Source organism: Streptomyces sp. NPDC053427 (genome assembly GCF_044544985.1).
Classification (GTDB): domain Bacteria; phylum Actinomycetota; class Actinomycetes; order Streptomycetales; family Streptomycetaceae; genus Streptomyces.
The window spans coordinates 549,566-574,607 of record NZ_JBITYA010000006.1; the positions used below are offsets into that span (position 1 = coordinate 549,566).

The following is a 25,042-nucleotide window of genomic DNA, read 5'->3' on the forward strand; positions in this document are numbered from 1 at the left end:
CCCTCGGTCGTGGTGTGCGGCTGGGATACGGGGCGGTGGGGTCAGGTGGCGGGGCGCAGGCGCAGGCCCTGCATGCCGCCGTCGACGGCGAACGCGGTACCCGTGACGGCGGAGGCGTACGGGGACGCCAAGTGGACGATGGCGGCGGCCACTTCGTCGGCGGTGACCAGCCGCCCCATCGGCTGGCGGGCGCTCAGGGCGGCGCGCTCGGCGCCCGGGTCGTCCGCCCGGTCGAGGAGGCGGCCGATCCAGGGGGTGTCGGCGGTGCCGGGGTTGACGCAGTTGACGCGGATGCCCTCGCGGACGTGGTCGGCGGCCATCGCCAGGGTCAGCGACAGGACCGCGCCCTTGCTGGCGCTGTAGAGCGCGCGCTGCGGCAGGCCGGCGGTGGCGGCGATGGAGCAGGTGTGGGTGATGGAGACGCGGCCCGGGGCCCCGGCCGCGCTGCGGCGCAGATGCGGCAGCGCGGCGCGGTCGGTGCGCACCAGACCCAGGAGGTTCACGTCCAGGACCCGGCCCCACTCCGCGTCGTCGTTGTCCTCGACGGTGCCGACGGCGCCGATTCCGGCGTTGCCGACGACGGTGTGCAGGGCGCCGCCCAGCTCCCGTACGGCGGCGTCGACGGCGGCCCGCACTGCGGCGCCGGAGGTGACATCGGCCGTCACCCGGAGAGCCCCGTCGGGCGCGCCGGACGGATCGCGGTCCAGGACGGCGACCTCGGCGCCGCGCGCCAGCAGCAGGGCGGCGGTGGCCGCGCCGATGCCGGAACCGCCGCCGGTGACCAGGGCGGCCATGCCCGCGAAATCGGCGGGCCGCCGGCCGTCGCTCATACGGAGACCTCCTGCTCGTGCCGTTCCCGACGGCTGCGCCAGACGGGGCCGTCCGGGAAGCGGTGGGCGGATACGGACTCGGGCTTCATCCGCGCCGAGAATCCGGGCGCGGCCGGGGCGCGGTACCGTCCCCGCTCGACGACCACGGGATCGGCGAAGTGCTCGTGCAGATGGTCGACGTACTCGATGACCCGGTCGTCCCAACTCCCGGACACCGCCACGTAGTCGAACATCGCGAGGTGCTGGACCAGCTCGCACAGCCCCACCCCGCCGGCGTGCGGACAGACCGGCACGCCGTACTTCGCGGCGAGCAGCAGAACGGCGAGGTTCTCGTTGACCCCGGCCACCCGGGCCGCGTCGATCTGGACGAAGTCCACGGCGCCGGCCTGCAACAGCTGCTTGAAGACGACCCGGTTGGCGACATGCTCGCCGGTGGCGACCTTCACGGGCTGCCCGGCGCGCACCGCGGCGTGCCCCAGGACGTCGTCCGGGCTGGTCGGTTCCTCGATCCAGTGCGGGGTGAACGGCGCCAGCGCGGTCATCCAGCGGACCGCCTCGGCCACGTCCCAGCGCTGGTTGGCGTCCACCGCGATCCGTACGCCGGGGCCGACGGCGTCCCGGGCCAGCCGCAGCCTGCGCCTGTCCTCCTCGAGATCGGCGCCCACCTTGAGCTTGATCTGCCCGAAGCCGTCCGCCACCGCCTCCTTGGCGAGGCGCACCAGCTTGCCGTCGTCGTAGCCGAGCCAGCCCGGTGAGGTGGTGTACGCGGGGTAGCCCTCCGCCCTGAGTCGGGCGGCGCGTTCGGCGCGGCCGGGCTCGGCGGCGCGCAGGATGGCCAGCGCCTCGTCGGGCGTCAGCGCGTCGGTCAGATAGCGGAAGTCGACGAGCGAGACCAGGTCCTCGGGGGTCATCGCGGCGAGGAACTCCCAGACCGGCAGGCCCGCGCGGGCGGCCGCCAGATCCCAGGCGGCGTTGACCACCGCGCCCGCCGCCATCTGCATCACGCCCTTGTCCGGGCCGAGCCAGCGCAGCTGGGAGTCATGGGTGAGATCGCGGTGCAGCGCGGCGAGGTCACCGGCCGTGGCGGGTGCCGGGCGGCCGGTGAGATACGGCGCCAGCGCCCGGATCGCGGCCGCCATGACCTCGTTGCCGCGCCCGATGGTGAAGCAGAAGCCGTGGCCCGGCGGCCCGCCGTCGGTGTGCAGCACCACATAGGCAGCGGAGTAGTCGGGGTCGGGGTTCATGGCGTCCGAGCCGTCGAGCCGCTCCGAGGTGGGAAAGCGGACGTCGTGGACCTCCAGCTCGGTGACGATGTCTGCGGCCATGGGCACGCCCCCTGAGGTGTCGCGGAAGACTGGGCTGAGGACCGGGGTGTCGCGGCGGAGCGTCGGGCACGGAACAACAGAGCGGAACATCGGACCTTTCCGGGTCATCCGATGTATAGACCCGCTCCCGAGACCGCGTCCAGACCTCGTACGGAAACCTGGTACGGAAAAGGGAGCGGCCGACGGCCGGCATCCCCGCAACAGGTCGGATGAATACGTACCCATTCGTGCACAGGGGCTGCGAGCGGGCGCCCCGGACGCCGTAGTGTGGGGACCGCACGCAATGGAACGGCAACCGGTGGCCGCCGCGGGGCGGCCGGACCGGTCGGAAGGAGGCGCTGGGTGATCGAGCTCGAGGGGGTTCCCGAGCTGATCGACCCGGTCATGGTGGCCGCGTTCGAAGGCTGGAACGACGCCGGCGACGCCGCCTCCGCCGCGGTCGCACATCTGGACCGGGAATGGAAGGGCGAGGTGTTCGCCGCGCTGGACGCGGAGGACTACTACGACTTCCAGGTGAACCGCCCGACCGTCTTCCTCGACGGCGGCGTACGCAAAATCACGTGGCCGACGACCCGGCTCTCCGTCGTCCGCGTCGGCGACGGAGGCGGCAAGGGGCGGCGGCGCGACCTCGTCCTGGTCCGCGGCATCGAACCCAGCATGCGCTGGCGCTCGTTCTGCAACGAGATCCTGGGCTTCGCCCACGAGTTGGGCGTGGAGATGCTGGTGGTGCTGGGCGCCCTGCTCGGCGACACCCCGCACACCCGTCCGGTGCCGGTCAGCGGCGTCACCTCCGACGCGGATCTGGCGGCCCGGCTCGACCTGGAGGAGTCGCGCTACGAAGGCCCCACGGGCATCGTCGGCATCCTCCAGGAAGCCTGCACCCACGCCGGCGTCCCGGCGGTGAGCCTGTGGGCGGCGGTGCCGCACTACGTCTCCCAGCCGCCCAACCCGAAGGCCAGCCTGGCGCTGCTCAACCGCCTGGAGGACCTGCTCGACATCAGCATCCCGCTCGGCGAGCTCAGCGAGGACGCGCGCGCCTGGCAGCTGGGCGTGGACCAGCTCGCGGCCGAGGACAGCGAGGTCGCCGAGTACGTGCAGTCGCTGGAGGAGGCCCGGGACACCGCCGAACTGCCGGAGGCGTCCGGCGAGGCCATCGCCCGCGAATTCGAGCGCTATCTCCGCCGCCGCGACCCCCAGGCCGGACCGGGCCTGGCCACCGACGGCGGGCTGGCCGACGGCCGCGACGGCTCCTACCTGCGCGACACCTCCAGCGGCCGGACGCGCCCACCCCGCCCGGCCCCCAAGGAACCCCGCGAACCGAGACCCACCGACGACCCGGGCCCACCCTCCACCGGCCCCACGGACCAGCCGGAGGACGAGGACTGACCCTCCGCCTTGCCGCCCGGCCTGCGCCCCACGGTGTCGGCTTTCCCGCCGTGGTGGCGTTGCGCCTGCGGCGGGCGCGGGATCGTCGGGAGCGGTGCCGGCCCTCCGGACTTCGTCCTGCGGGACGTCCCCTCCCGTGAGTGGGGGGTAAGAGGCCGGTGGCGGCGGGCGTTTGACGTCCGACGAGGCCTCCCACTGCCCCGCCCGGCCGGGTGACATCGACCTGGACCGAGGGGGCGAGGGGCATCCGGTCCCGTATGCGGACTCCGATGGACGCGCGGCGCCGAGAGGGATGGCGAGCGGTTTGCCCGAGCTCCTGCGGCTCCTGCTGGTCCCCCCGTTCGTCCTGAACTTCACGCCGGACGGGGAGCCCTGGCCCCTCCGATCAGGAACCGGGAAGCAGCATCCACGGCACGGACACGGGTCCGGCAGTCCGGCAATCCGGCATCCACAACCTGGTCGGAACCACCGACGCACACCCCCACCGGCCCTTCTCCCACCCCCAACGGGAAGGGGCCGGCCCGCAGGACGAAGTCCTGCGGGCCGGCCCCTTGGCCGAACAGCCCCGCGCAGCGGCACCGCCCGCCCACCACGGCGGGAAAGACAAGCCACCACGGCGGGACGGCCGACAACGTGGGGCCCGGGCCGAGCGCAGCTACGTCACAGCGCCACCCCGAGAAGCGCGTCGACGGCGCGCGAGACGAGGCCGGGCGCGCCCTCGTCCGTGCCACCGCCGGACTCCTGGGCGGCGGCCCAGGCGTCCACCGCGGCGAGGGCGGCCGGTGAGTCCAGGTCGTCGGCGAGCGCCGTACGGATCTGCTCCAGCAGGGCGTCCGCGGACGGGCCGTCGGGACGGGAGACCGCGGCACGCCAGCGTGCCAGCCGCTCCACGGCCTCGGTCAGCACCGCGTCGGTCCACTCCCAGTCGGCGCGGTAGTGGTGCGCGAGCAGCGCCAGGCGGATCGCGGCCGGGTCCGTCCCCTCGCGCCGCACCTTGGAGACGAAGACGAGATTGCCCTTGGACTTGGACATCTTCTCGCCGTTGAGCGCCACCATCCCGGCGTGGACATAGACCTTGGCGAACGGGTGCTCGCCGGTGAGGGCCTGGGCGTGCGAGGCGCCCATCTCGTGGTGGGGGAAGGCCAGATCGGAGCCGCCGCCCTGGACGTCGAAGCCCATGCCGAGGTGCTCCAGCGCGATGGCGACGCACTCGATGTGCCAGCCGGGCCGGCCGTGGCCCAGCGAGCCACCGTCCCAGCTCGGCTCGCCGTCGCGGGCGGCCATCCACAGCATCGGGTCGAGGGGGTTCTTCTTGCCCTCGCGCTCCGGGTCGCCGCCGCGCTCGGCGGACAGCAGCCGCATCGCCTCGGCGTCCAGCCCGGAGACCTCGCCGAAGTGGGCGTCGGAGGCGACGGAGAAGTAGGTGTCACCGTCCAGCTCGTAGGCGGCGCCTGCCTCGCGCAGCCGTTCCACCAGCGGGACGATGCCCGGTATCGACTCGACCGCGCCGATGTAGTGGCGGGGCGGCAGCATCCGCAGCGCCGTCATGTCCTCGCGGAAGAGAGCGGTCTCGCGCTCGGCGAGCGCCGTCCAGTCGTCACCCGTGGCCACGGCCCGCTCCAGCAGCGGATCGTCGACGTCGGTGACGTTCTGCACGTAGTGAACCTGGCGCTTCGTGTCGAGCCACACGCGCTGAACCAGGTCGAACGCGTTGTAGGTCGCCGCGTGCCCCATGTGGGTGGCGTCGTACGGCGTGATGCCGCAGACATAGATACGGGCGACGGGACCGGGGTCGAGGGTTACCCGGCCGCCGGTCGCGGTGTCGTGGATCCTCAGGTCGCGGCCCTGGCCAGGCAGGGCGGGGACCTCAGAAGCGGGCCATGCATGCATGCCTTGAGCGTAACCGGACGCATGTTCCGCATACGAACCGGACCAGTGGTCTTGGCCGAATTCGCGCTCTTGTGTTCCGTGGCGAAGCGTGCTTCGGGGCGGCCGGTGGCAGCGGCGGCGGTCAGACCGGCGGCCAGGGAATGGCGGGCCACTCGCCGCTCGGCCCGGGGTGTTTGCCGGTGCGCAGCAGCGCCGCCACCCGCTCCCGCAGCGCCTCGTTCTCGTCATCGGTGATCAGTTCGGCCAGTCGGGCGGCGAGCGGCGCACCGTCCGCCAGCGCCTCCTGGAGGCCTCGCAGGACCTCCAGCGCCTCCTCGGTCAGCGGCTCCCCCGCCCAGCCCCACAGCAGGGTGCGCAGCTTGTCCTCGGCGTTGAACGTGACGCCGTGGTCGATGGCGAAGAGCCGGCCGCCGGCACCGGGCAGCAGATGCCCGCCCTTGCGGTCACCGTTGTTGATCACCGCGTCCAGTACGGCGAGCCGCCGCAGCCACGGGTGGTCGGCGTGCACCAGCAGCGCGGTGCGGCCCTCGCCGATGTCCGCGCGGCCGACCGCCTTCCAGCCCGGCCCGGGCTCCTCGTCCTCCACCAGGGCCAGCAGCTCGGGAAGCTCGTCGCCGTCGCCGTCGGGCGGCTCGATCCACTCCTGGACCATGCCGGTGCCGTACGGGCCGTCCCGCAGCACCGTCGCGGGGATCAGGTCCCAGCCGGTGGCCCGGGAGATCTCGTAGGCGGCGACCTCGCGCTGGGCGAGCGTGCCGTCGGGGAAGTCCCACAGCGGACGCTCACCGGCCACCGGCTTGTACACGGCGGGGGCGCTGCGGCCGTCGCGTTCGACGATGCAGTAGAGCACCGCGTTGGACGCCTCGCGGATCTGCCCGCGGACGGTCAGCTCGCCGTCGGCGAGAAACGCATCCGTAAGACCCTGTGCGGGCTCCGGGGAACCGTGTGCGGCCTGCTGCGCGCTCCGCTGCGGATCCGCGGACGCGGCGGGCACGGCCGGTTCGGCGGCGGGCTCCATGGCGCTCAGGCGTCCCGTCGGTATCCGTTCTGGCGCGGACATACGTGTCCCTCCGGGTCGAGCGGCAGGCTGCACAGCGGGCACGGCGGGCGGCCCGCGTTGACGACTTCCAGGGCCCGCTTGGCGAAGGCCCGGGCCATCATGCCGGTCAGGCGCACCCGCAGCATCGGCGGGCCGTTCTCGTCGTCCTGGAGGAGCCGCTCCTCGGCGTCGGCGAGGTCCTCGTCGCTGTCGCCCTCCAGCTCGACCAGCGCCTGCGCCTCGACGATCATGCGCTGGTCCTCGCCGTCCCAGGCCAGCGCCATGGTGCCGACCCGGAACTCCTCCTCGACCGGCGACTCCAGCGGCGCGGTGTCGGTCAGCTCGACGGGCGGGACGGCGGGCACCGGGGCATTGCCGCCGCTGCGCCGCACCACCTCGTCCAGCAGCTCGTCGATCCGCTCGGCGAGGGCGGCGACCTGGGTCTTCTCCAGGGCGACGCTGGTGGTGCGGCCGGCCGCGGTCGCCTGGAGGAAGAAGCTACGGCGTCCGGGCAGCCCGACCGTACCGGCCACGAAGCGGTCCGGCGCGTCGTAGAAGAACACCTGACGGGACAACGTCCTGCTCCGATTGCTCGACTTCGGGGGCACTGCGGTCGCTGCGCGGTCCTGCGGTCACTGCGCGGTTCACAGGGGCACGGCAGAGCAGCGCCGTCGCACCACCCTACTGCGCCGACTGATCACGGTGCTCCCGCACCGCCTCCCAGGGCGGCGTCCCGCCCGTCGGCGGCCGCGGCGCCCCCGTCGGGCGGCACCAGGGAGGCGAAGTCGCCGGTGTCGCCGAGCCGCACGAGGAAGGGCCGCAGCCGGGTGTAGCGGATGACGGTGACCGAGCAGGGCTCGACGGAGATCCGCTGGAAGAGGTCGAGATGCATGCCGAGGGCGTCCGCGACGAGGGATTTGATGATGTCGCCGTGCGAGCACATCAGATAGGCGGCCTCGGCGCCGTGCCGCTCCTCGATGCGGGCGTTCCAGTCCCGTACGGCATCGACCGCGCGGGCCTGCATGGCCCGCATCGACTCGCCACCGGGGAAGGCCGCCGACGACGGGTGCCGCTGAACGGCTTCCATCAGGGGCTCGTCGTTCAGCTCGGCGAGCTTGCGGCCCGCCCAGTCCCCGTAGTCGCATTCGCTGATCCGGTCCTCGGTGTACAGCGGCAGACCGGGGCGGGCGGCCAGCAGCGGCCGCAGCGTCTCCCGGCAGCGCTGCAGCGGGCTGGAGACGGCGGCGGCCAGCGGAATCGGCTCCAGCCGGGCGGGCAGCGCCGCGGCCTGGGCGAGGCCCCGCTCGTCGAGGGCGACGCCGGGCAGCCGTCCGGCGAGCACCCCGGAGGTGTTGGCGGTGGAGCGGCCGTGCCGCACCAGGATCAGCGTGGGCATGACCGCCACCCTACGTTCCCGGCGGCCATTCCTGGCAGGCCGCCGGGTGACGGGCGAGAATGCCAGATGTGATCGTGGATTGCGCCATCTACCGGGAGGGCCGCCGGATCGACTGCGCGGCCGACTTCGCGCACGCCCTCGGCGCGGCACGGGCCGAGGGCCACTCCTTCCTCTGGCTGGGCATGTACGAGCCGACGCAGGAGGAGTTCAACATGGTCACGTCCGAATTCGCGCTGCACCCGCTGGCCATCGAGGACGCCCTCAACGCCCACCAGCGGCCCAAGCTGGAGGTGTACGACGACTCGCTCTTCCTGGTGCTGAAGCCGATCACGTACGACGTGGCCGCGGACACCGTGACGTCGTCGGAGCTGATGCTGTTCGTCGGCGACTCCTTCGTGGTGACCGTCCGGCACGGCGAGGCCAGCCCGCTGGGCGCGGTGCGCAAACGGCTGGAGCACCAGCCGGAGATCCTGCGGCACGGCCCGACGGCGGTGCTCTACGCGGTCAGCGACGCGGTGGTCGACCATTACATCGAGGTCGCCGCCGAACTCCAGCAGGACATGGAGGAGTTGGAGGCCGAGGTGTTCGCCCCGGTCCGCGGCGACACCAAGAACACCGCTGCCGAGATCTACCAGTTCAAGCGCGAGGTCATGGAATTCCGGCGCGCCACGGGCCCGTTGGTGGAGCCCATGGCCCGTCTGCAGAACCCCGGGGTGCCGTTCGTCCACGAACACGCCCGGCCGTTCTTCCGCGACGTCGACGACCACCTCACCCGCGCGAACGAGTCGGTGGACGGCCTGGACCGGCTGCTCTCGGACATTCTCTCGGCGCATCTGGCGCAGATGGGCGTCCGCCAGAACGACGACATGCGCAAGATCTCGGCGTGGGCGGCGCTGGCGGCCGTCCCCACCCTGATCGCCGGCATCTACGGCATGAACTACGAGTGGATGCCCGAGCTGAAGTGGCACTACGGCTATCCGGCGATCCTGCTGGTGATGGTGGTCATCGAGGTGTCGCTGTTCCGGCTGTTCAAGCGGCGCGGGTGGCTGTGAGGGCGCCGTCCCGGGGACGGCTGCGGCTCAGGCGAATTCCCGCGCCGAGGCGGCCGGCCCGCCCAGGGCGTTGCGCCGCTCGGGCATCCGCAGCTGCACCATCCGCCGCCAGCCCCACGCCCGCTCATAGCCGTACATCCCCCAGATCGCGGCCTTGAGCAGCACGGACTTGGCCGCCGGCCAGCGCAGGATACGGCCCATGTGGTCCATCACCGCGAGGCTGACGTCCCGGTAGATGCCGACCTCGGCGAGCGCGCAGTCGCGCAGCAACCGCTGAATGGTCCGGCCGTGCCCGGCGCGGGCCAGCCGCAGCAGCTCCTCGTGGCAGTAGGCGAGGTGGTTGTCCTCGTCGTGGGAGATCATCCGGATCGCCCTGCCCACCTCGGGGTGGTCTCCGAAGCAGGACCTGAGCATGTCCATCTGATCCGAGGCGCGCTGCTCGGTGACCCTGCTGTGCGCGAGGTAGGTGATGACGTCCAGCTCGGTGAGCGGCTCGTCGCGGCGGAGTTTGTCGTGGGCGAGGCCGATTCCGCTGCGCTCCAGCAGCATGGTGTAGTCGGCCGCCTCGGGAACCTCGGCGGGAGTCAGGCCGCGCTTGCGCAGCAGGGCGTGGAAGATCCGGCCGTGCTTGTCCTCGTCGGCGCCGTGCCGGGTGACCTTGGGTGCCAGCTCCCGCTGCGAGGCGGGGATCAGCGCGGCGATCCGGCCGTTCTCCCACCCGCCCTGGGACTCCCCGCTGGCCGCGATGGAGCAGAACAACCGGTAGGCGTCGTCGTTGTCGACGATCTCCTGGAACACACTCCTGGCCGAGAGCATCCGCGCCACCTTCCGCAGGACCACACCGCAACCCAGTCAAGTGCGGCCCTGCGGGCAGGGCAACCGCACGGCCCGGCGCCTGCGCCCGTTCGAAGGACGCCCTGGTGGCCGCGGGGCGTAACCAGGTCGCCACCGCGGCGTTGTGCTGCGTGACGGCCGTGGCGGGGAAGACCCCCGAGCCCCCACCACGGCCGCAGAGCCGCACCGGCCCGGCGCCCAGGAGCGCCGGGCCTTCGCATTGCCGGGGGCCCTACGAAAGGCCCTACGCCAGTCCCGCGCGCTCCAGGGCCTCGGTACCCGCCCGCAGCGACGCCAGCCGGTCCTCCAGCGTGAAGCCCGCCGGAGCCAGCGTCAGCGTGGTGACCCCGACCGCCGCGTACGCCTGCATCCGCTCCGCGATCCGGTCGACGGAGCCGAGCAGCGTGGTCTGGTCGATCAGCCGCTCCGGGATCGCCGCGGCCGCACCGTCCTTGTCGCCGGCGAGGTACTTGTCCTGGATCTCGGCGGCTTCCTTCTCGTAGCCCATCCGCTGCGCCAGCTGGTTGTAGAAATTCTGCTTGCGGCTGCCCATGCCGCCCACGTACAGGGCGGTGTACGGGCGGAACATGTCGGCCAGCGCGCTGACGTCCTTGTCCTGGCCGACCGCCAGCGGCAGCGTGGGGCAGACGTCGAATCCGTCCAGCGTCCGGCCGGCCTTCTCCCGGCCCGCCCGGATGTGGGAGATCGCGGTCTCCTCCAGGTGGTCGGCGGACGGGAAGATCAGCAGCGCGCCGTCGGCGATCTCACCGGTCTGCGTCAGGTTCTTGGGGCCGATCGCGGCGATGTAGAGCGGGATGTGCTCGCGCTGCGGGTGCACGGTCAGCTTCAGCGGCTTTCCGGGGCCGCCGGGCAGCGGCAGCGTCCAGTGCTCGCCCTCGTACGACAGCCGCTCGCGCGACATGGCCTTGCGGACGATGTCGACGTACTCACGGGTGCGGGCCAGCGGCTTGTCGAACTTGACGCCGTACCAGCCCTCGGAGACCTGCGGGCCGGAGACGCCCAGGCCCAGCCGGAAGCGGCCGCCGGAGAGCGAGTCGAGGGTCGCGGCCGTCATGGCCGTCATCGCGGGCGTACGGGCCGGGATCTGGAAGATCGCCGAGCCGATGTCGATGCGCTCCGTCTGGGCGGCCACCCAGGACAGCACGGAGGGGGCGTCGGAACCGTAGGCCTCGGCGGCCCAGCAGACCGAATAGCCGAGGCGATCGGCCTCCTGTGCCACCGCGAGATTGTCCGAGTCCATCCCGGCACCCCAGTAGCCGAGGTTGATGCCAAGCCTCATGCCGCTCCCCTTACTGATCAGTAACGTCGCTGTTGCGGGGACTCTAGCGCGGGACCCCGCCGGCCGTCATCGGCTGGTTGTCCACAGGTCCCCTGATCCCGGTCCGCGGCGCGTAACCTCAGGGCCCATGGAGCAAAGGCACCTCGGCCGTACGGGCCTTCGCGTGTCCCGCCTCGGCCTCGGCACCCTCAACTGGGCGCGCGACACCGACGAGCAGGAAGCCGCCGACCAGCTCAAGACGTTCTGGGAGGCCGGCGGCACCCTCGTCGACACCGCCGACATCTACGCCGACGGCGGCGCCGAGTACCTCCTGGGCCGGCTGACGGAAGGGCTCGTTCCGCGCGAGGACCTGGTGATCGCCACCAAGGCCGGCAGCGTCCTGGAGACGGACCGCCGCGTCGACGGCTCCAGACGCCACCTCCTCGCCGCCCTCGACGCCTCCCTGGAGCGGCTGGGCACCGACTACGTCGACCTGTGGCAGCTGCACGCCTTCGACCCGCACACCCCTCTGGAGGAAACCCTCCAGGCCCTCGACCTCGCCATCACCAGCGGCCGGGCCCGCTATGCGGGGCTGGCGAACTTCTCCGGCTGGCAGCTCGCCAAGGCCGCCACCTGGCAGCTGACGGCACCTGGGGTACGCAACCGGCTGGCCAGTACGCAGATGGAGTACTCCCTGCTCCAGCGCGGCGTCGAACGCGAAGTACTGCCCGCCGCCCTCGACCTCGGCCTCGGCCTCCTCCCGTCCTCCCCACTGGGCCGCGGCGTGCTCACCGGCAAGTACCGCAACGCCACCCCCGCCGACTCGCGCGGCGCCTCCGAGCAGCTGGCGCCGTTCGTCGCCCCCTATCTGGACGAGACGGCGGGCCGGGTCGTCGAAGCGGTCAGCACGGCCGCCGACGGACTGGCCGTCACCCCACTGCACGTCGCGCTCTCCTGGGTCCGCGACCGTCCCGGCGTCACCGCCCCGATCGTGGGCGCCCGCACGGCGCCGCAGCTCAGAGCGGCATTGTCAGTGGAGACCCTTAGTCTTCCTGACGAGATCCGCCGGGCGCTGGACGATGTATCGGCTCCGGTGCACCACTATCCCGATCACGACTGGAGCACGCTGTGAGTACCGACCGCCTCGCCGGCGAAACCCCGCCCGAGCAGGAGGCCGCGCCCGCCGCCACGGATGCCCGGCCGGCCGAGCACGGCACGACGGCGGACGGCGCAGCAGCGAGCGACGCGGCGCAGGCGGGCGCGACCGGCGAGGCGGGCACCACGGCACCGTCCCCGGGCGGCGCGCCCGCGAAGACGGCCGGGCCGGGCACCGAGCCGAGCGCCAAGCCGTCCGGCCCGGCCGCGGCGACTGCGGCGCAGCTCGCCGCGGCGGTACGGGCCGTGGAGAGCGGCGAGCGCTCGGCCGCCTCCTTCTTCGCCGAGAAGCCGCGCGCGGCCGCACCGGCCGCCGCTGCCGAGCCGCCGGCCGGGAAGCCGGAAGGCGCCCCGTCGGAACGCACCCGCCCGGCACCGGCGGTCGCGGCCCAGCGCGGCCCCGCCCCGGCCGCCCCCCAGCCGCCCGCCGCCCCTGCCGCCCCCGCCGCCCGTCCCGCCGCGGCGACGGCCCCCGGCCTCGACGGCGTACGGCAGCTCCTCACCGCCGGCGGTGCCCCGCCGGCGCTGGCCGAGAAGACCGCCGCCGCGCTGGGCGAGCGGGCCGCGCAGACGCTGAGCGACGACCCCTGGCAGCTGCTCGGCGTGCCCGGGGTGCGCCCCGACCAGGCCGACGGCTTCGCGCGGGCGCTGCTCGGCCCCGCCTGCGGCCCCGACGACGAGCGGCGCGCCCAGGCCCTGGTCCGGTGGCTGCTGGAACAGGCCGCCGTGGCGGGCCACTCCGCCCTGGAGGCCGCCGCCCTCCGCGCCGCGCTCGCCCAGCGGGCCGTACCGGACCCCGATGACGCCCTCCAGACGGCCATCGCCGAGGGCACGGTGCTGGTCTTCCAGGACGCACTCGACACCCCGGGCCAGGCCCGTCCCGCGACGAGCGACGAGGACGAGGAGGAGCGACCGGTCCGGATCCTGCTCGGCCTGGACCGCTTCGCCATGGCCGAGGAAAGCGTGGCCGACGGCCTGGCACGACTGCTCAACACCTTCGAGGCGACGACGGAGCACGCGGCGGAGACAACGGGCGACGAACCACAAAGCGCCGAACCGGCGCCGGCCGCCGAACCGGATTCGGCCGACGAACCGGATTCGGCCGACGCCGGAAAGCCCGCCACCACCTCAGCCGCCCCGGCCGCCCCGGAGGAAACCGCCGCCCGCCCCACCCCCTCCCTCGCCGACTGGGAGGCCGCGGCCGACGCCGCCCCCTCGCCGTCCGCCGCCGAACTGATCCGGGCCGCCGCGGGCAGCGGCCTGGTGGCCCACACCGGCGCCGAGGCGGCCCGCGCCGAGCCCGCCGCGCTGATCGCCGCCGCCCGCTCCCTGGGACTACGGGCCTACGGCGCCACCCACACCGAGAACGGCCGCCGACGCCTGGCCACCCACCTCACCGAAGCCGCACCCGACCGGCCCGCCGACGACCTCAGCTCGGCAGCGGTGACCGTATCGGGCCTGCTCTCCGGCCGGGAAGGCCCGGGCCGGGACGCCGACGGCGCACTCGCCCTCGACCTCCTGGTGGTGCTGGACGCCCCGCAGCTGGACCTGGACACCGCCGCGGTGCTCGTCGAATCCCTCACCGACGGCACCCGGCTGATCCTGAGCGGCGACCCCGGCGTCCTGTGGTCCGCCGGCCCCGGCCGCCTCTTCGCCGACCTCCTCGGCGCCCGCTTCTGCCCCCAGGTCGCCTCCCGGACCCCGGACTTCGGCCCGATCGGCGAGCTGGTGTCGGGCATCGGCATCGGCGAGCTGAGCGAGGTCGAGGCGCCCGGCAAGGAGGTCGTGATCGTCCCGGTGCGCGACGCCGGAGAGGCGGTGCACCGCACCGTCCAGCTGGTCGCCGACTCCGTACCCCGGGCACTCGGCGTCCCCACCGACCAGACCCAGGTCATCACGGTCGGCCACGGCGGCGCGGCCGGCACCCGCGCGCTGAACGCGGCCCTGAAGGAACGCCTCAACCCCGGCCCCGGCCGGTTCGCCGGCTTCGACCCCGGCGACCGCATCGCCTACACCCCCACCCCCGGCCGCACACTGCCCGGCACGGTCACGGGCGCCGACGCCGCGGGCCTCCACCTCGACTGCGAGGGCACCCCCGTCGCCGTACCGCGCGACCAGGTCGAGGCCGGCGCGCTTCGCCATGGCTGGGCCCTCACCGCCCACCAGGCGGTCGGCCTCCGCTGGCCCGCCGCGGTGGTCGTGCTGCCCGGCGACGCCGCCGGCGGCCTGACCCGCGCCTGGGCCTACACCGCCTTCAGCCGCGGCGAACGCCACCTCTCGGTCGTCCAAGGCGCCGACCAGGCCCTGCCCCGCGCGGTGGCCGAAGTCCCCGTAAAGGAACGCACCACCCGGCTGCGCACACTCCTCCAACTCCAAAACACCCAGCCCGAAGCAGACGCCGCCCCCACCCCCACCCCCACCACACCCCAGTAACAAAGAGTGACGATCCACGGGAACAATTAACTCTCCGTAATCGTTGCCGAAAGAGGAAGGCGCGGCGCACGAGGCCCGTCACGGCAATCCAAGGCCGGAGGAACCACGGGCCGGACGAACCACGGGGCAGAGAAACCACGGGACGGGCCAACCACGGGGCGGGAGCGCCAAGGGGCGGGCGCACTAAAGGCGGACGCACGAAAGTCGCGGCGAATGGCCTGAACGGTTACAGGCCGTTCACCGCGACTGAAAAACGCCCCAAGGGCGACGCAATCCCCCCAGGCCCGCCCCGGCCCACGCCACCCACCCCACAAACCGCGGTCGGCCGCGAGACCGACCGCGCCGCCGGAGCAGCACCGCAGCGCGCCGCTCCGGCGGCAGAGCGCTGCGCCCCCGGAGCGCGCCCGGACCCCGGAGAATTCACGCCCGCCCTTGGGGCCCATTGACCCATTGGCCCATTGCACGGCCCCAGCGCCTCACGACCCGGCCCCGCGGGCTCCCGGACCCAGCCCCGTGGGCTCCCCGGCCCCGTGGGTTCCCGGACCGCGCCCCGTGGGCTCCCCGACCGCCCGCGGCCCCCCGCCGCTCCGCGGCGATGGGTTCAGTACCCCCGAGGGATCAGCACCCCGAGGGATCAGCGTCCCCTGGGGTTCAGCACCCCCGGGGATCACCATCCCTCGGGGTTCCGCGTTCGCCGGATCAGCCTTCGCTGCATCAGGGTTACCGCCTTCGCTGGATCGGCGTTACCGGTCGAGCGGCTCCAGAAAGTCATCGTCGTCGCCCAGCTCTTCATCGAAGACCGCGCTGACGTCGAAGCGGCACACCACCCGCTGGGGATCGGCCTGATCGAACGGCGCGGACAGCCACTCCCCCGGCTCGGTCGGTTCGTCGGCGGCCGCCACCCACAGCGTGGAGTCGCCCTCCTCCAGGCCGAACTCCTTGTGCCGGGAGGCGATCTCGTCCGGTTCGAACTCTCCGAAGAGCACTCCCAGCGCCGCATGCACGCTGGTGCCGACCACGCCGGCGGCCTCGCCGGAGCCGTTCGCCGCCGCCTCGTCGACGGCGTCCGGATCAAGATCGGCGATGCGCTGTGCCTGATGCAGCAGCCGCTGCGGTTCGGCGACGATGTAGTCGCGCCGGATCAGCACGCTCAGCGCGCTCGGTTCCTCGGGGCCCGCATAGGCGGGCAGCGCCTCGTTCCCGGGGATCTCGAAGGGGGTGACCTCGTCGTGGGTGTCGTACAGCAGCTCGTCATAGACCTCGGCCGCCGCGGCGAGCTCGTCGAACGCGGCGTAGACAGCCGGATCGTCCGGCCCCGAGCGGCGTTCGACCGCGTCGAGGTGACGGTCCAGCGCGGCTTTGACCGCCTCGGCGGCGGCACGTACCTCGGCAGCGGAAGGCTGCGCAGCATCAGACATAGTGCAGACGCTATCCGTACCGGGGCCGGTCCCGCACAATAGATGCGATGCCGGAATACGAATTCTGCGATGTGTATGTGCCCCGGGGGGTCTCCCGGTCGGCCACCACGCGCCTGCTGACCGACCATGCCGAGTACGGACACTGGGAGTTGGACCGACTTCGTCTCAACCCCGACGGGAGCCGCAGAGTGCGGCTGCGTCGGCGGATCATCCGCCAGCTCCGCGCCACGTGGTGAGCGCCGGCAGGGCGTGACCCCAGCAGAACGGGCCCCATAGCGACAGGGCCCGCTCCGTTGTGTGTGCTCCGCCACGTGCTCGCGCTACGTGGCGTGAATCACCTGCGCGCGGTGCGCGCCCGGCGGTAGAGCACGGCCCCACCGAGCAGCAGTCCGGCGCTCGCCGGTACGGCGTAGCCGATCATGCCGGTGCCGGTCTGGGCGAGATGCCCGGGGCCGTTCGGGGTCGTGACGATGGCGGCCTTCCCCGGCGCCTCGGCCTGCGGTCGCATGCCCGGGCCTTCCGGGGTACCCAGGTCGCCCGGGGTGCGCGGGTGCTCGGGGGTGGTCTCCGAGCCTCCCTTGGTCCCCGGGTGATGCGGGTTGCCCGGGCCCGGCGGTTGCTCGGGGCTCGGGTGGGTGGGGTGGCCCGGGTGACCTGGGTGACCTGGGTGACCTGGGTGGTGCGGGTGACCCGGGTGGTGCGGGTGACCCGGGTGGCCCGGGTGGTGCGGCGACTGCGGGTGGGCTTCATTGCCGCAGTCGTTGCCCGACGCGGGATTGAGCAGTCCGACGACGTCGACGGTGTTGCCGCACACGTTCACCGGCACATTGACCGGTACCTGAACGTTGTTTCCGGAGGCAACGCCGGGCGAACGGGACGTCCCGCCCGTGGCGGTGGCTCCGGCGTGCCTGCCCGAGCCGCCCCCCTGATGCTGGCCACCGTGGCCGTGGTGGCCGCCGCGGTGCTTGCCGCCGGAGCCGTTCGCACAGTCGTTGCCGAACGCCGGATTGAGCAGTCCGACGACGTCGACGGTGTTGCCGCACACGTTCACCGGGGCATCGACCGGTACCTGCACCGAATTGCCCGACCCCACGCCGGGCGAATTCGCCGCGCCTCCGGTGGCGCCCGAGTCCGCATGTGCGGATCCGCTGACGGCGGCGAGTACGCCACCCGCGGCCGCCATCGTGATCAGGCCCCTTCTTGCGACCTGCCTCATAGGTTGTTCCCCTGCCTTGTGCCTTACGGGAATGCACGCGGGCGGACCTCTTTCGAGATCGACCCGGCGCAGAAATACCCAGAGGCTCCGGAATGCATGGCATGCATTCCGGAGCCGAACTGGATCAGGCCCTTATGGGCTCTTGTACAACGCCTAAGAACGTCAGAACGTCTAAGAACGTCAGAACGTCACTTGTTGATGCAGGTGTTGCCGAAGGCCGGGTTCAGCAGCCCGATCACGGAAATGGTGTTGCCGCAGGCATTGACCGGCACGTGGACCGGGATCTGGACCGTGTTGCCGGACGCCACACCGGGGGAGTTCAGGGACGCGCCCTGAGCGCCCGAGTCGGCAACGGCGAGCCCCGCGCCGGCGAGTACGAGACCACCGGTGATTGCCGCAGCTGCGACGACCTTCTTGATCATTGTTCCTCCTTGTAGGCAATGCGATCCCAGCCGCGGACCGCACACACTGCAACGAGGACCGAGCCGTTGAAGCTACGAACACATCGCAACATTCACTCTTTTCAGCTAATTCGACACGAACGGCAGGGGATTCGTGCCGAATTCGGCCGCACCGAACCGGTGTTCAGCTCTGGTCGATGAACCGGTCGAGCACCCGCACGCCGAACTTCAGCCCGTCCACCGGCACTCGCTCGTCCACGCCGTGGAACATCCCGGCGAAGTCCAGCTCCGGCGGCAGCTTCAGCGGCGCGAACCCGAATCCGCGGATCCCGAGGTCGTCGAAGGACTTGGCGTCCGTACCGGCGGAGAGCATGTACGGGACCGCGCGCGCGATCGGGTCCTCGGCCTGCAGGGCCGACTGCATCGCGTCCACCAGCGCCCCGTCGAAGGTCGTCTCCAGCGCCTTGTCCGCATGGACGTCCTCGCGCTTGACGCGCGGGCCCAGGAGCCGGTCCAGATCGGCCAGGAACTCCTCCTCGTAGCCCGGCAGGAAGCGTCCGTCGACATGCGCGGTGGCCTGCCCCGGAATGACATTGACCTTGTAGCCGGCGCCCAGCTGCGTCGGGTTGGCGGTGTTGCGCAGGGACGCGCCGATCAGCTTGGCGATACCGCCGAGCTTGGCGAGCGTGGCGTCCATGTTCTCCGGGTCGAGCTCGGTGCCCAGCGCGTCCCCGAGCTGGTCCAGGAACGACCGCAGCGTCTTGGTCACCCGTACCGGGAACTCGTGTCGCCCCAACCGGCCGACGGCCTCGGACAGTTCGGTGATCGCGTTGTCCTTGTGGATCATCGAACCGTGCCCGGCATTGCCGTCCACCGTCAGCTTCATCCAGTGCATGCCCTTCTGGGCAGTCTCGATGAGATAGAGCCGGACCTGATCGTTGACGGTGAAGGAGAAGCCGCCGACCTCGCTGATCGCCTCCGTGACGCCTTCGAACAGCTCGGGATGCTTGTCGACGAGGAAACGCGCGCCGTACGTGCCCCCCGCCTCCTCGTCCGCGAGGAACGCCAGCACGATGTCCCGCGGCGGTTTGCGCCCCGTACGCAGCCGGTCGCGTACAACGGCGAGCGTCATCGCGTCCATGTCCTTCATGTCGACCGCGCCGCGGCCCCAGACGCACCCGTCGGCGATCTCGCCGGAGAAGGGGTGGTGGGTCCAGTCGTCGGCGTTGGCCGGCACGACGTCGGTGTGCCCGTGGATGAGCAGCGCGGGCCGCGAGCGGTCCTCGCCCTCGATCCGGGCCACGGTGGAGGCCCGGCCCTTGTGCGACTCGAAGATCCGCGGCTGCAGGCCGACCTCGGCGAGCTTCTCCGCGACGTATTCGGCGGCGGCCCGCTCACCCGGCCCCGAGTGGTCCCCGTAGTTGCTGGTGTCGATCCTGATCAGATCACGGCAGAGGTCGACGACCTCGTCCTCACCGGTGACCGTGCGGGCCGGCTGCGACTCGCTCATGCCGGAACCTCGCTTCGCTCGGCCCCGCATTCGCAGGACTCGCACCTCTCCATGATTCGCTCGCGGAGCTCGCTCATGCCGACACCTCGCTTCGCTCGGCCCCGCATTCGCGGGACTCGCACCTCTCCATGGTTCGCTCGCGGAGCTCGCTCACACTGCCTCCTCTTGGTTCACGGCCGCGTCGCGCTCCCGGAGAAGCGCGCTCACCGGCGGGGGTCCACGGCCATCCTCCCCCTCCCGCCCGCCACACCCAAGGCCGCAATACCCCCGACATGTGCTGGTCACAGCCACGGCCCCGGCCGGATGCACGGGTGATCGACCACCCCCGAAGGTTTGCTATTGTTTTCCACGTCGGAACGGCCCAGGCCGCAACGGCAGACACCTTGTCCGGGTGGCGGAATGGCAGACGCGCTAGCTTGAGGTGCTAGTGCCCTTTATCGGGCGTGGGGGTTCAAGTCCCCCCTCGGACACGATCTTGTGTACACCGGAGAAGCGGGTGGTGACTCTACAGTCACCGTCCGCTTCTTCGCGTTACAGGTCATGGGGGACCGAAGGGCTGAGAAGGGCCAAGAGGCTGGTGCCTTGCGGTCGGGCTCGGTGGCGAGCGGCCGGTCGGTGAGGTCTCCGAGGGGGCGAGGGGTGCCGTTGCCCCGTTGTTCCGGATGTGGTCGCGGGCACCGGGTTGCGTCAACAGGTGGCGCGCGTAGGCGAGTTCGGCCTAACCGTGGTCCACTGCGCCGAGGGCGGAGGTCGGTGTTGCGCAGTCGGCAGCCGGCGGCGGTGCGGGGGCGGTCAGGGTCGGTCGGGGGTGTTGCGTCGTCTCCAGCGCCAGAGTTCGTCCGCGCGGTGGTCGTGGTCGAGGTGGGGGCCGAGCGGTCCCACGCGTTCGTACGCCGCTTCGGTCCTGGGATCGTCGCGCCGGGCGAGGCCGTAGGCGCCCTCCAGGCGTAGTTGTCGGTCGTCGTCGTCGAGCAGTGCCACGAACGTGTCGGTGACGGCGGGCGTGCGGTCGGCGGATGTGGACAGGGCGGCCGCGGCGGAGGCCCGTACGGCGGTGTCGGGGTCCCGGATCAGGGCGAGCAGCGCGTGCCTGGTCCGGGGAGTGGGCTCGCGTTCCCTGCCGAGCACGGTGCATACGGCGCTGCGGACCTCGGCATCGGGGTCGTGGACGAGGGTGAACAGCGCGCCGGTGGCCGTGGGGGTGCGGGGGGTGCCGTGGGTGAGGAAGCAGTAGGGCACTTCACGGCGCACGCGGGGGTCGGGGTGGTCGGCGTGCCGGAGCCCGATGGCTTCCTGGTCGGGGTGTTGGCGGGTGGTGCAGGCCTCGAGGATCTGGGCGAGCACCTCGCTGTCGGTCTCTTCGGCCGCCCAGACGGCGAGGAGTCGGCTCTCCTCGTCGGCGGAGGAGTGGGGGCCGGCGGTGTCGAGGACCGCTCTGGTCCACAGGTAGCGGGCCACGAACCGGCGGTGGGCGGGCGACGGGTGGTGGCGGTGGGCCACGACGGCCGACCAGGTTTCCTTGCTGCGGCGATTGCTGAGGACGAAGCAGGACGCGGACCGGTCCACATGGTTCTCGTCGGGGTGCCGGACGGCGCGGGCCACCAGTTCGTCGGCCGGCGTCAGGATGCGGAAGGCCCACTCCAGCGAGGTGAGGACGGCGCCGTGCCCTGCCCGTACGGTGAGCCCGCCGAGGGAGACCTGTTCGACGTGGTCGTACGCGTCGTCGTGGACCAGGGATGTTTCGGCCGGGCCCGGCGCTCCCGTCCTGCGGCGCAACTCTTCGGCCGCGCCGGTCTCGTACCAGTTCCTGGCCAGGGCGAGCAGCCGTTCTCGTGCGGCGGGCGGCAGCCGCAGCCGCGGTTCGTTGCCCAGGACGGCCGTGACCATGGCCGGGGAGCCGAGGTCGACGGCCCGCAGCAGGGGTGTCGTGCCGTCCGGCAGCGGCCGGTCCGGGTTCGCGCCGCCGGCCATCAGCGCCTCGGCGACCGGTTCGTCGTACGCCGCCAGGGCCGCGCACAGCACCGGGAGTCCGTCCGCGCCGGCCGCGTCGGGATCCGCGCCCTCGTCCAGCAGCGTGCGCACCGCGTCGGCGTTGCGTGCCCGTACCGCCGTGACGAGTGCCCGCTCGGGGCCCGCTTCGCGTCTGCGGTGTTCCGGCGTTTCCATCGGGCCCTCTCCTCGGCGCGGCGGCGGACCCGCCCCGGGTCGAGATCTTGGTGGTGCGGTGGCCCGTACGCAACGGCTTTGTCCTGGCCCGGGTGTGCGTGTGTGGTTCGGGGTGCAGGAGGCCTCTTGGGTGGCCGGTCGCGTCGGTGGCGGTTGTCAGGGGGCGCGGGGAGGGCGGCGGCGGGTGACGGCCAGGATGGCCATGTCGTCGTGGCCTGCGCCGCCGGTCCAGCGGCCGACGTCCTTGGTCAGGGCGTCGACCAGGGCGTCGGGGTGGGTGAAGCGCCGGCCCATGCGCCGGGAGCGCAGCGGGTCGTAGAAGGTTCCCCGGTTGTCGCGCGCCTCGGTGACACCGTCGGTGACCAGGAGCAGTGAGGCGCCCGGGGGCAGGCGCACCACGTCGACCGGTGGATGGCCCGCGGGGGCGAGGTCGTTCAGGCCCATGCCGAGGGGCAGCTGGGGGACGGTGGGGTCGAGTCGTACGAGCTGTCCGTCGTGGCTCAGGTACGGGGGCGGATGGCCTCGGTTGACGAGGCTCAGCAGCTCGCCGTCGGCGGACACCTCGGCGAGTACGGCGGTGGTGAAGCCCTCGCTCGAGGTGATGGGGCCGCCGCGGGCGGCCGCTCTGGCCATCGCCTCGTCCAGCCGCTGCGCCAGCGTGGCCAGCGTGGGGGCGTACTCGGCTTCCTGTCGGAAGGCGCCGATGGCGACGGAGACGGCGGCGACGGCGTGTATGCCTTTGCCCCGTACATCGCCGATGATCATTCGCACGCCGAAGGGGGTCTCCTGCACCGCGTACAGGTCACCGCCGATCCGTGCCTCGGCCTGTGCCGCGGTGTATCCGGCGGCGACGGCCAGCGGGCCGGCTCCGCTGGGCGGGTCCGGGAGGACCGCCAGCTGGACCGCCTCCGCGAGGTCCCGGGTCAGCGCCAGATCGCGCCCTTGCCGCGCGATGAGGGCGTTGATGGCCAGGGCCAGCGCACCGATCAGGCCGACCACGGCCAGATCGACGAGCAGGGGCGTCGCCGGCCGTCGGCGCTCGATGTCCAGCCCGATCGAGAGTCCGCATGCGAGGCCTACGACGGCGACCGCGGAGCGGAACGGCAGGGTGGCGCCGGCGATCAGCGGTCCGGCGGCGAGGAGGGGCAGTCCCAGGTACGGTTCGGGCCCGAAGAGGTCCAGCAGGACGCCGGTCACCAGGGACAGCGCCACGAGCATCCATGGCACTTTCACCGGCGTGGGCTGCAAGCCTTTCACTGTGCTTCTCCTGCTGCCGGGCCGGGCTCGCGATGCGGAAGGAAACCGGAGTCACGGCACGCTGCGCCTCACCGACTGCGTCGGTATGCCCATGGCTTCACACCTGCGCGGTATGCGCAACAGATACCGGTCTCGGACGGTCGTCGGCCGCGGACGGTCAGCGGTGCCGGCGGCGCGATGGTCCGCCCCGCGGGGGGGGCGCCCGCCGCCGGTACACCCGGTTGCCGCACCCGTCGTGGCGGGTGCTTAGCCCAGCCGGCCCCACCTGGCCCCGAGCGATGCCGATGGCGACGGTGTCCCGGGCCCGCCGTGCTTCCATCTCGTCATGGAGGTGCTGACGTGATGGCTGGAGACCGACAGCAGGACACCCATCCCGGGGCGGGTGCGCCGCGGCGGCGCGTGCTGGCCGCGGCCGCTCTGGCTCCGGTGCTGGCCGGGGCGCCGGCCCCGGCCCGCGCCCGGTCCGCCGGGTCGCGAAGCCGCGAGCTGGTCGAGCCGGTGCACACCACGCTGTCGGACTGGAAGGGCGTGGCCAGGGCGCTGGGCCGGACCGGCGACATGAAGCGGAAGGTCATGTACCACACGGGCCTGCCGCGCCGGGATCTCCTGGTGGTCTCACATGGCGTCGTCGTCAAACCGGCGCTCGCTCTGGGTTCGCATGTGTCCTTCGTCCGTTACGCGGACGGCAGCACGCTGGTGATGGGCGATGTGGTGGTCACGGAGGACGAACTGCAGGAGTTCGTCGACGCCCTGCAGGAGCACGGGCTCGAGCAGACCGCGATCCACAAGCATCTGCTGTCCCAGACCCCCGACATCTGGTGGATCCACATCCACGGACACGGCCACCATCCGGTGGCGCTCGCCCGGGGACTGCGCGCGGCGTTCGACCGCACCGGCACCCCGCCCGCGATGCCGTCCGTTCCGCAGCCGCCCGCCGATCTGGACACCCGGGGTATCGATGCCGCGCTGGGTGCCAAGGGGTCCAACGACGACGACGGGATCTACAAGTGCATCTTCGTCCGTCGCGAGAAGATCACCGACGGCCGTCTGGTGCTGCCCCCGGGGCTGGGGTCGACCAGTGCGTTCAACTTCCAGCCGCTGGGCGGCGGCCGGGCGGCGGTCAGCGCCGACTGCGCCATGATCGCCTCGGAGGTCCGGGACGTCCTGGTGGCCCTGCGGCGTGCCGGGGCCTCGCTGGTCGAGCTGCACAACCACGGCCTGACGGACAAGCCCCGGCTGTTCTTCACCCACTTCTGGGCCGTCGGTGACGCCGTCAGGCTCGCCCGTGCCCTGCGGCCCGCGGTGGATGCCACCAACGTCGTGCCGGCGGGCGGCTGACCTGCCGCGCGGGCGGCGGGCGGGCGACCGGGGTGGAGCCCTGGTGCCCGCCCGCCGGTGCGACTTGTGAACGGTGGCCGGGCTGGGGTTCCCTTGGCTCCGTGAGACGCCGATCCCCCGTTCCGCCCGCCCCGCTCCCCCAGCGTCACGGCATCGACCCCGTGCGGGTGCGGTTGCCGGCCGATCCGGAGGGGGTCTGGCGGACGGTGCGCGATCATCTCGTCGGCCGGTTCGAGGGGGCGATCGGGGCCGCGCGGGTGGAGGAGATGCTGGGCGAGGGGCGGTTCGTCGGGGCGGACGGGGCGCTGAGCGGGGGCGAGCCGTACCGGGCGGGGCGCCATGTGTGGTTCCACCGGGATTTCGCGGCGGAGGTCGCGGTGCCGTTCGAGGTGGGGGTCGTGCACCGGGACGAGCGGATCGTGGTCGTCGACAAGCCGCACTTTCTCGCCACGACGCCGCGGGGGCGGCACATCACCGAGACCGCTCTGGCCCGGCTGCGGCGTGAGTTGGGGCTGCCCGCGCTGCAGCCCGCGCACCGGCTGGACCGGCTGACGGCGGGGCTGGCGCTGTTCGTCGTACGGCCCGAGGACCGGGGGGCGTATCAGGGGCTGTTCGCCGGGCGGCGGGTGCGCAAGGAGTACGAGGCGGTGGCGGCGTACGACGCGGGGGTGGCGCTGCCGGTGACGGTGCGCAGCCGGATCGTGAAGGAGCGTGGGGTGATGGCCGCCCGGGAGGTGCCGGGTGAGGTCAATGCGGAGAGCCGGGTCGAGCTGGTCGAGCGGCGGGGCGGGCTCGGGCGGTACCGGCTGCTGCCCGCGACGGGGCGTACCCATCAGCTGCGGGTGCACATGAACCGGCTCGGGCTGCCGATTCTGAACGATCCGGTCTATCCGGTCCTTCCGGGTGGGGGCGAGCGTCCGGAGCCGGATCCGGGTGATTTCCGTGCACCGTTGCAGCTGTTGGCGAAGCGGCTGGAGTTCACGGATCCGGTGGACGGGCGGGTGTGCCGGTTCGAGAGCGGGTTGCGGCTGGCGGCGTGGGACTCCGCCGCTCGGCCGCGCTGAATTTCCGGTGCGGGCCGGGACGGGGCATGTCTACGCTGCGCGGGGCGCCGAGG

Annotated in this window: 21 protein-coding genes and 1 tRNA gene; 8 read left to right on the forward strand and 14 right to left on the reverse strand. The window is 72.6% G+C overall.

Annotation, left to right across the window (positions count from 1 at the left end):
• Positions 1-41: 41 nt before the first annotated feature.
• Together ACIGWZ_RS19985 and ACIGWZ_RS19990 are read right to left on the reverse strand one after the other, a co-directional pair.
• Positions 42-830 carry an SDR family NAD(P)-dependent oxidoreductase gene (locus ACIGWZ_RS19985; RefSeq protein WP_400066369.1) on the reverse strand — a complete coding sequence of 263 codons (789 nt, stop codon included), beginning with the start codon at positions 828-830 and terminating at the stop codon, positions 42-44.
• Entirely contained in the window at positions 827-2,155 is a 1,329-nt protein-coding gene (locus ACIGWZ_RS19990; RefSeq protein WP_400066371.1) for an enolase C-terminal domain-like protein, read from the reverse strand. Before ACIGWZ_RS19990 ends, ACIGWZ_RS19985 begins: the two co-directional genes overlap by 4 nt.
• Before the next feature lie 342 nt (positions 2,156-2,497).
• On the opposite strand from ACIGWZ_RS19990, the gene ACIGWZ_RS19995 reads away from it, so the two are divergent.
• On the forward strand, positions 2,498-3,541 hold the full coding sequence (locus ACIGWZ_RS19995; protein ID WP_400066373.1) for a PAC2 family protein: 1,044 nt from the start codon (positions 2,498-2,500) through the stop codon (positions 3,539-3,541).
• 660 nt (positions 3,542-4,201) lie between these two features.
• On the opposite strand, the gene mshC is transcribed toward ACIGWZ_RS19995, so the two are convergent.
• From mshC to ACIGWZ_RS20015, 4 genes are all read right to left on the reverse strand, one after another.
• Positions 4,202-5,431 carry a cysteine--1-D-myo-inosityl 2-amino-2-deoxy-alpha-D-glucopyranoside ligase gene (mshC, locus tag ACIGWZ_RS20000; protein ID WP_400066375.1) on the reverse strand — a complete coding sequence of 410 codons (1,230 nt, stop codon included), beginning with the start codon at positions 5,429-5,431 and terminating at the stop codon, positions 4,202-4,204.
• 121 nt (positions 5,432-5,552) lie between these two features.
• Positions 5,553-6,449, reverse strand: a complete 897-nt coding sequence (locus ACIGWZ_RS20005) for an SCO1664 family protein (RefSeq protein WP_400066475.1) — start codon at positions 6,447-6,449, stop codon at positions 5,553-5,555.
• 5 nt (positions 6,450-6,454) lie between these two features.
• Complete coding sequence (locus ACIGWZ_RS20010; RefSeq protein WP_400066377.1) at positions 6,455-7,045, reverse strand: DUF3090 domain-containing protein; 591 nt, start codon at positions 7,043-7,045, stop codon at positions 6,455-6,457.
• Positions 7,046-7,167: 122 nt separating this feature from the next.
• Positions 7,168-7,866, reverse strand: a complete 699-nt coding sequence (locus ACIGWZ_RS20015) for a histidine phosphatase family protein (protein WP_400066379.1) — start codon at positions 7,864-7,866, stop codon at positions 7,168-7,170.
• A 59-nt stretch (positions 7,867-7,925) separates the two neighbouring features.
• On the opposite strand from ACIGWZ_RS20015, the gene corA reads away from it, so the two are divergent.
• Positions 7,926-8,918: a magnesium/cobalt transporter CorA gene (gene corA / locus ACIGWZ_RS20020; protein ID WP_400066381.1), complete on the forward strand. Its 993-nt coding sequence runs from the start codon at positions 7,926-7,928 to the stop codon at positions 8,916-8,918.
• 27 nt (positions 8,919-8,945) lie between these two features.
• On the opposite strand, the gene ACIGWZ_RS20025 is transcribed toward corA, so the two are convergent.
• Both ACIGWZ_RS20025 and ACIGWZ_RS20030 read right to left on the reverse strand, forming a co-directional pair.
• Positions 8,946-9,734 (reverse strand): ferritin-like domain-containing protein, encoded by a 789-nt coding sequence (locus ACIGWZ_RS20025; protein WP_400066383.1) that lies wholly within the window; start codon positions 9,732-9,734, stop codon positions 8,946-8,948.
• Between the two features lie 262 nt (positions 9,735-9,996).
• Entirely contained in the window at positions 9,997-11,052 is a 1,056-nt protein-coding gene (locus tag ACIGWZ_RS20030; protein WP_400066386.1) for an LLM class F420-dependent oxidoreductase, read from the reverse strand.
• Between the two features lie 127 nt (positions 11,053-11,179).
• Here ACIGWZ_RS20030 and ACIGWZ_RS20035 point away from each other — a divergent pair, with 127 nt between their 5' ends.
• Together ACIGWZ_RS20035 and ACIGWZ_RS20040 are read left to right on the forward strand one after the other, a co-directional pair.
• Positions 11,180-12,163 (forward strand): aldo/keto reductase, encoded by a 984-nt coding sequence (locus tag ACIGWZ_RS20035; RefSeq protein ID WP_400066388.1) that lies wholly within the window; start codon positions 11,180-11,182, stop codon positions 12,161-12,163.
• A complete protein-coding gene (locus ACIGWZ_RS20040; RefSeq protein ID WP_400066390.1) occupies positions 12,160-14,619 on the forward strand; it encodes a helix-hairpin-helix domain-containing protein in 2,460 nt (819 codons plus the stop codon). The genes ACIGWZ_RS20035 and ACIGWZ_RS20040 overlap by 4 nt, the downstream gene beginning before the upstream one ends.
• A 743-nt stretch (positions 14,620-15,362) precedes the next feature.
• Here the strand turns inward: ACIGWZ_RS20040 and ACIGWZ_RS20045 are convergent.
• Positions 15,363-16,037, reverse strand: coding sequence for a hypothetical protein (locus tag ACIGWZ_RS20045; RefSeq protein WP_400066392.1), 675 nt, complete (start codon positions 16,035-16,037; stop codon positions 15,363-15,365).
• A gap of 47 nt (positions 16,038-16,084) precedes the next feature.
• On the opposite strand from ACIGWZ_RS20045, the gene ACIGWZ_RS20050 reads away from it, so the two are divergent.
• On the forward strand, positions 16,085-16,273 hold the full coding sequence (locus tag ACIGWZ_RS20050; RefSeq protein WP_400066394.1) for a DUF5703 family protein: 189 nt from the start codon (positions 16,085-16,087) through the stop codon (positions 16,271-16,273).
• A gap of 98 nt (positions 16,274-16,371) precedes the next feature.
• Here ACIGWZ_RS20050 and ACIGWZ_RS20055 read toward each other — a convergent pair whose 3' ends face one another.
• From ACIGWZ_RS20055 to ACIGWZ_RS20065, 3 genes are all read right to left on the reverse strand, one after another.
• Positions 16,372-17,253 (reverse strand): chaplin, encoded by an 882-nt coding sequence (locus ACIGWZ_RS20055; protein WP_400066396.1) that lies wholly within the window; start codon positions 17,251-17,253, stop codon positions 16,372-16,374.
• 188 nt (positions 17,254-17,441) lie between these two features.
• On the reverse strand, positions 17,442-17,675 hold the full coding sequence (gene chpH / locus ACIGWZ_RS20060) for a chaplin ChpH (protein WP_400066398.1): 234 nt from the start codon (positions 17,673-17,675) through the stop codon (positions 17,442-17,444).
• Positions 17,676-17,838: 163 nt separating this feature from the next.
• Positions 17,839-19,164 (reverse strand): M20/M25/M40 family metallo-hydrolase, encoded by a 1,326-nt coding sequence (locus ACIGWZ_RS20065; protein WP_400066400.1) that lies wholly within the window; start codon positions 19,162-19,164, stop codon positions 17,839-17,841.
• A gap of 385 nt (positions 19,165-19,549) precedes the next feature.
• On the opposite strand from ACIGWZ_RS20065, the gene ACIGWZ_RS20070 reads away from it, so the two are divergent.
• A tRNA-Leu gene (locus ACIGWZ_RS20070) sits at positions 19,550-19,634 on the forward strand.
• Between the two features lie 322 nt (positions 19,635-19,956).
• Here ACIGWZ_RS20070 and ACIGWZ_RS20075 read toward each other — a convergent pair.
• Positions 19,957-21,330, reverse strand: a complete 1,374-nt coding sequence (locus ACIGWZ_RS20075) for a HEAT repeat domain-containing protein (RefSeq protein ID WP_400066401.1) — start codon at positions 21,328-21,330, stop codon at positions 19,957-19,959.
• Positions 21,331-21,486: 156 nt separating this feature from the next.
• Positions 21,487-22,548, reverse strand: coding sequence for a PP2C family protein-serine/threonine phosphatase (locus ACIGWZ_RS20080; protein ID WP_400066403.1), 1,062 nt, complete (start codon positions 22,546-22,548; stop codon positions 21,487-21,489).
• 381 nt (positions 22,549-22,929) lie between these two features.
• Between ACIGWZ_RS20080 and ACIGWZ_RS20085 the strand changes: the two genes are divergently transcribed.
• Positions 22,930-23,925 carry a DUF1259 domain-containing protein gene (locus tag ACIGWZ_RS20085; protein WP_400066406.1) on the forward strand — a complete coding sequence of 332 codons (996 nt, stop codon included), beginning with the start codon at positions 22,930-22,932 and terminating at the stop codon, positions 23,923-23,925.
• A 101-nt stretch (positions 23,926-24,026) separates the two neighbouring features.
• Positions 24,027-24,989: a pseudouridine synthase gene (locus ACIGWZ_RS20090; RefSeq protein WP_400066408.1), complete on the forward strand. Its 963-nt coding sequence runs from the start codon at positions 24,027-24,029 to the stop codon at positions 24,987-24,989.
• Positions 24,990-25,042: the final 53 nt, after the last annotated feature.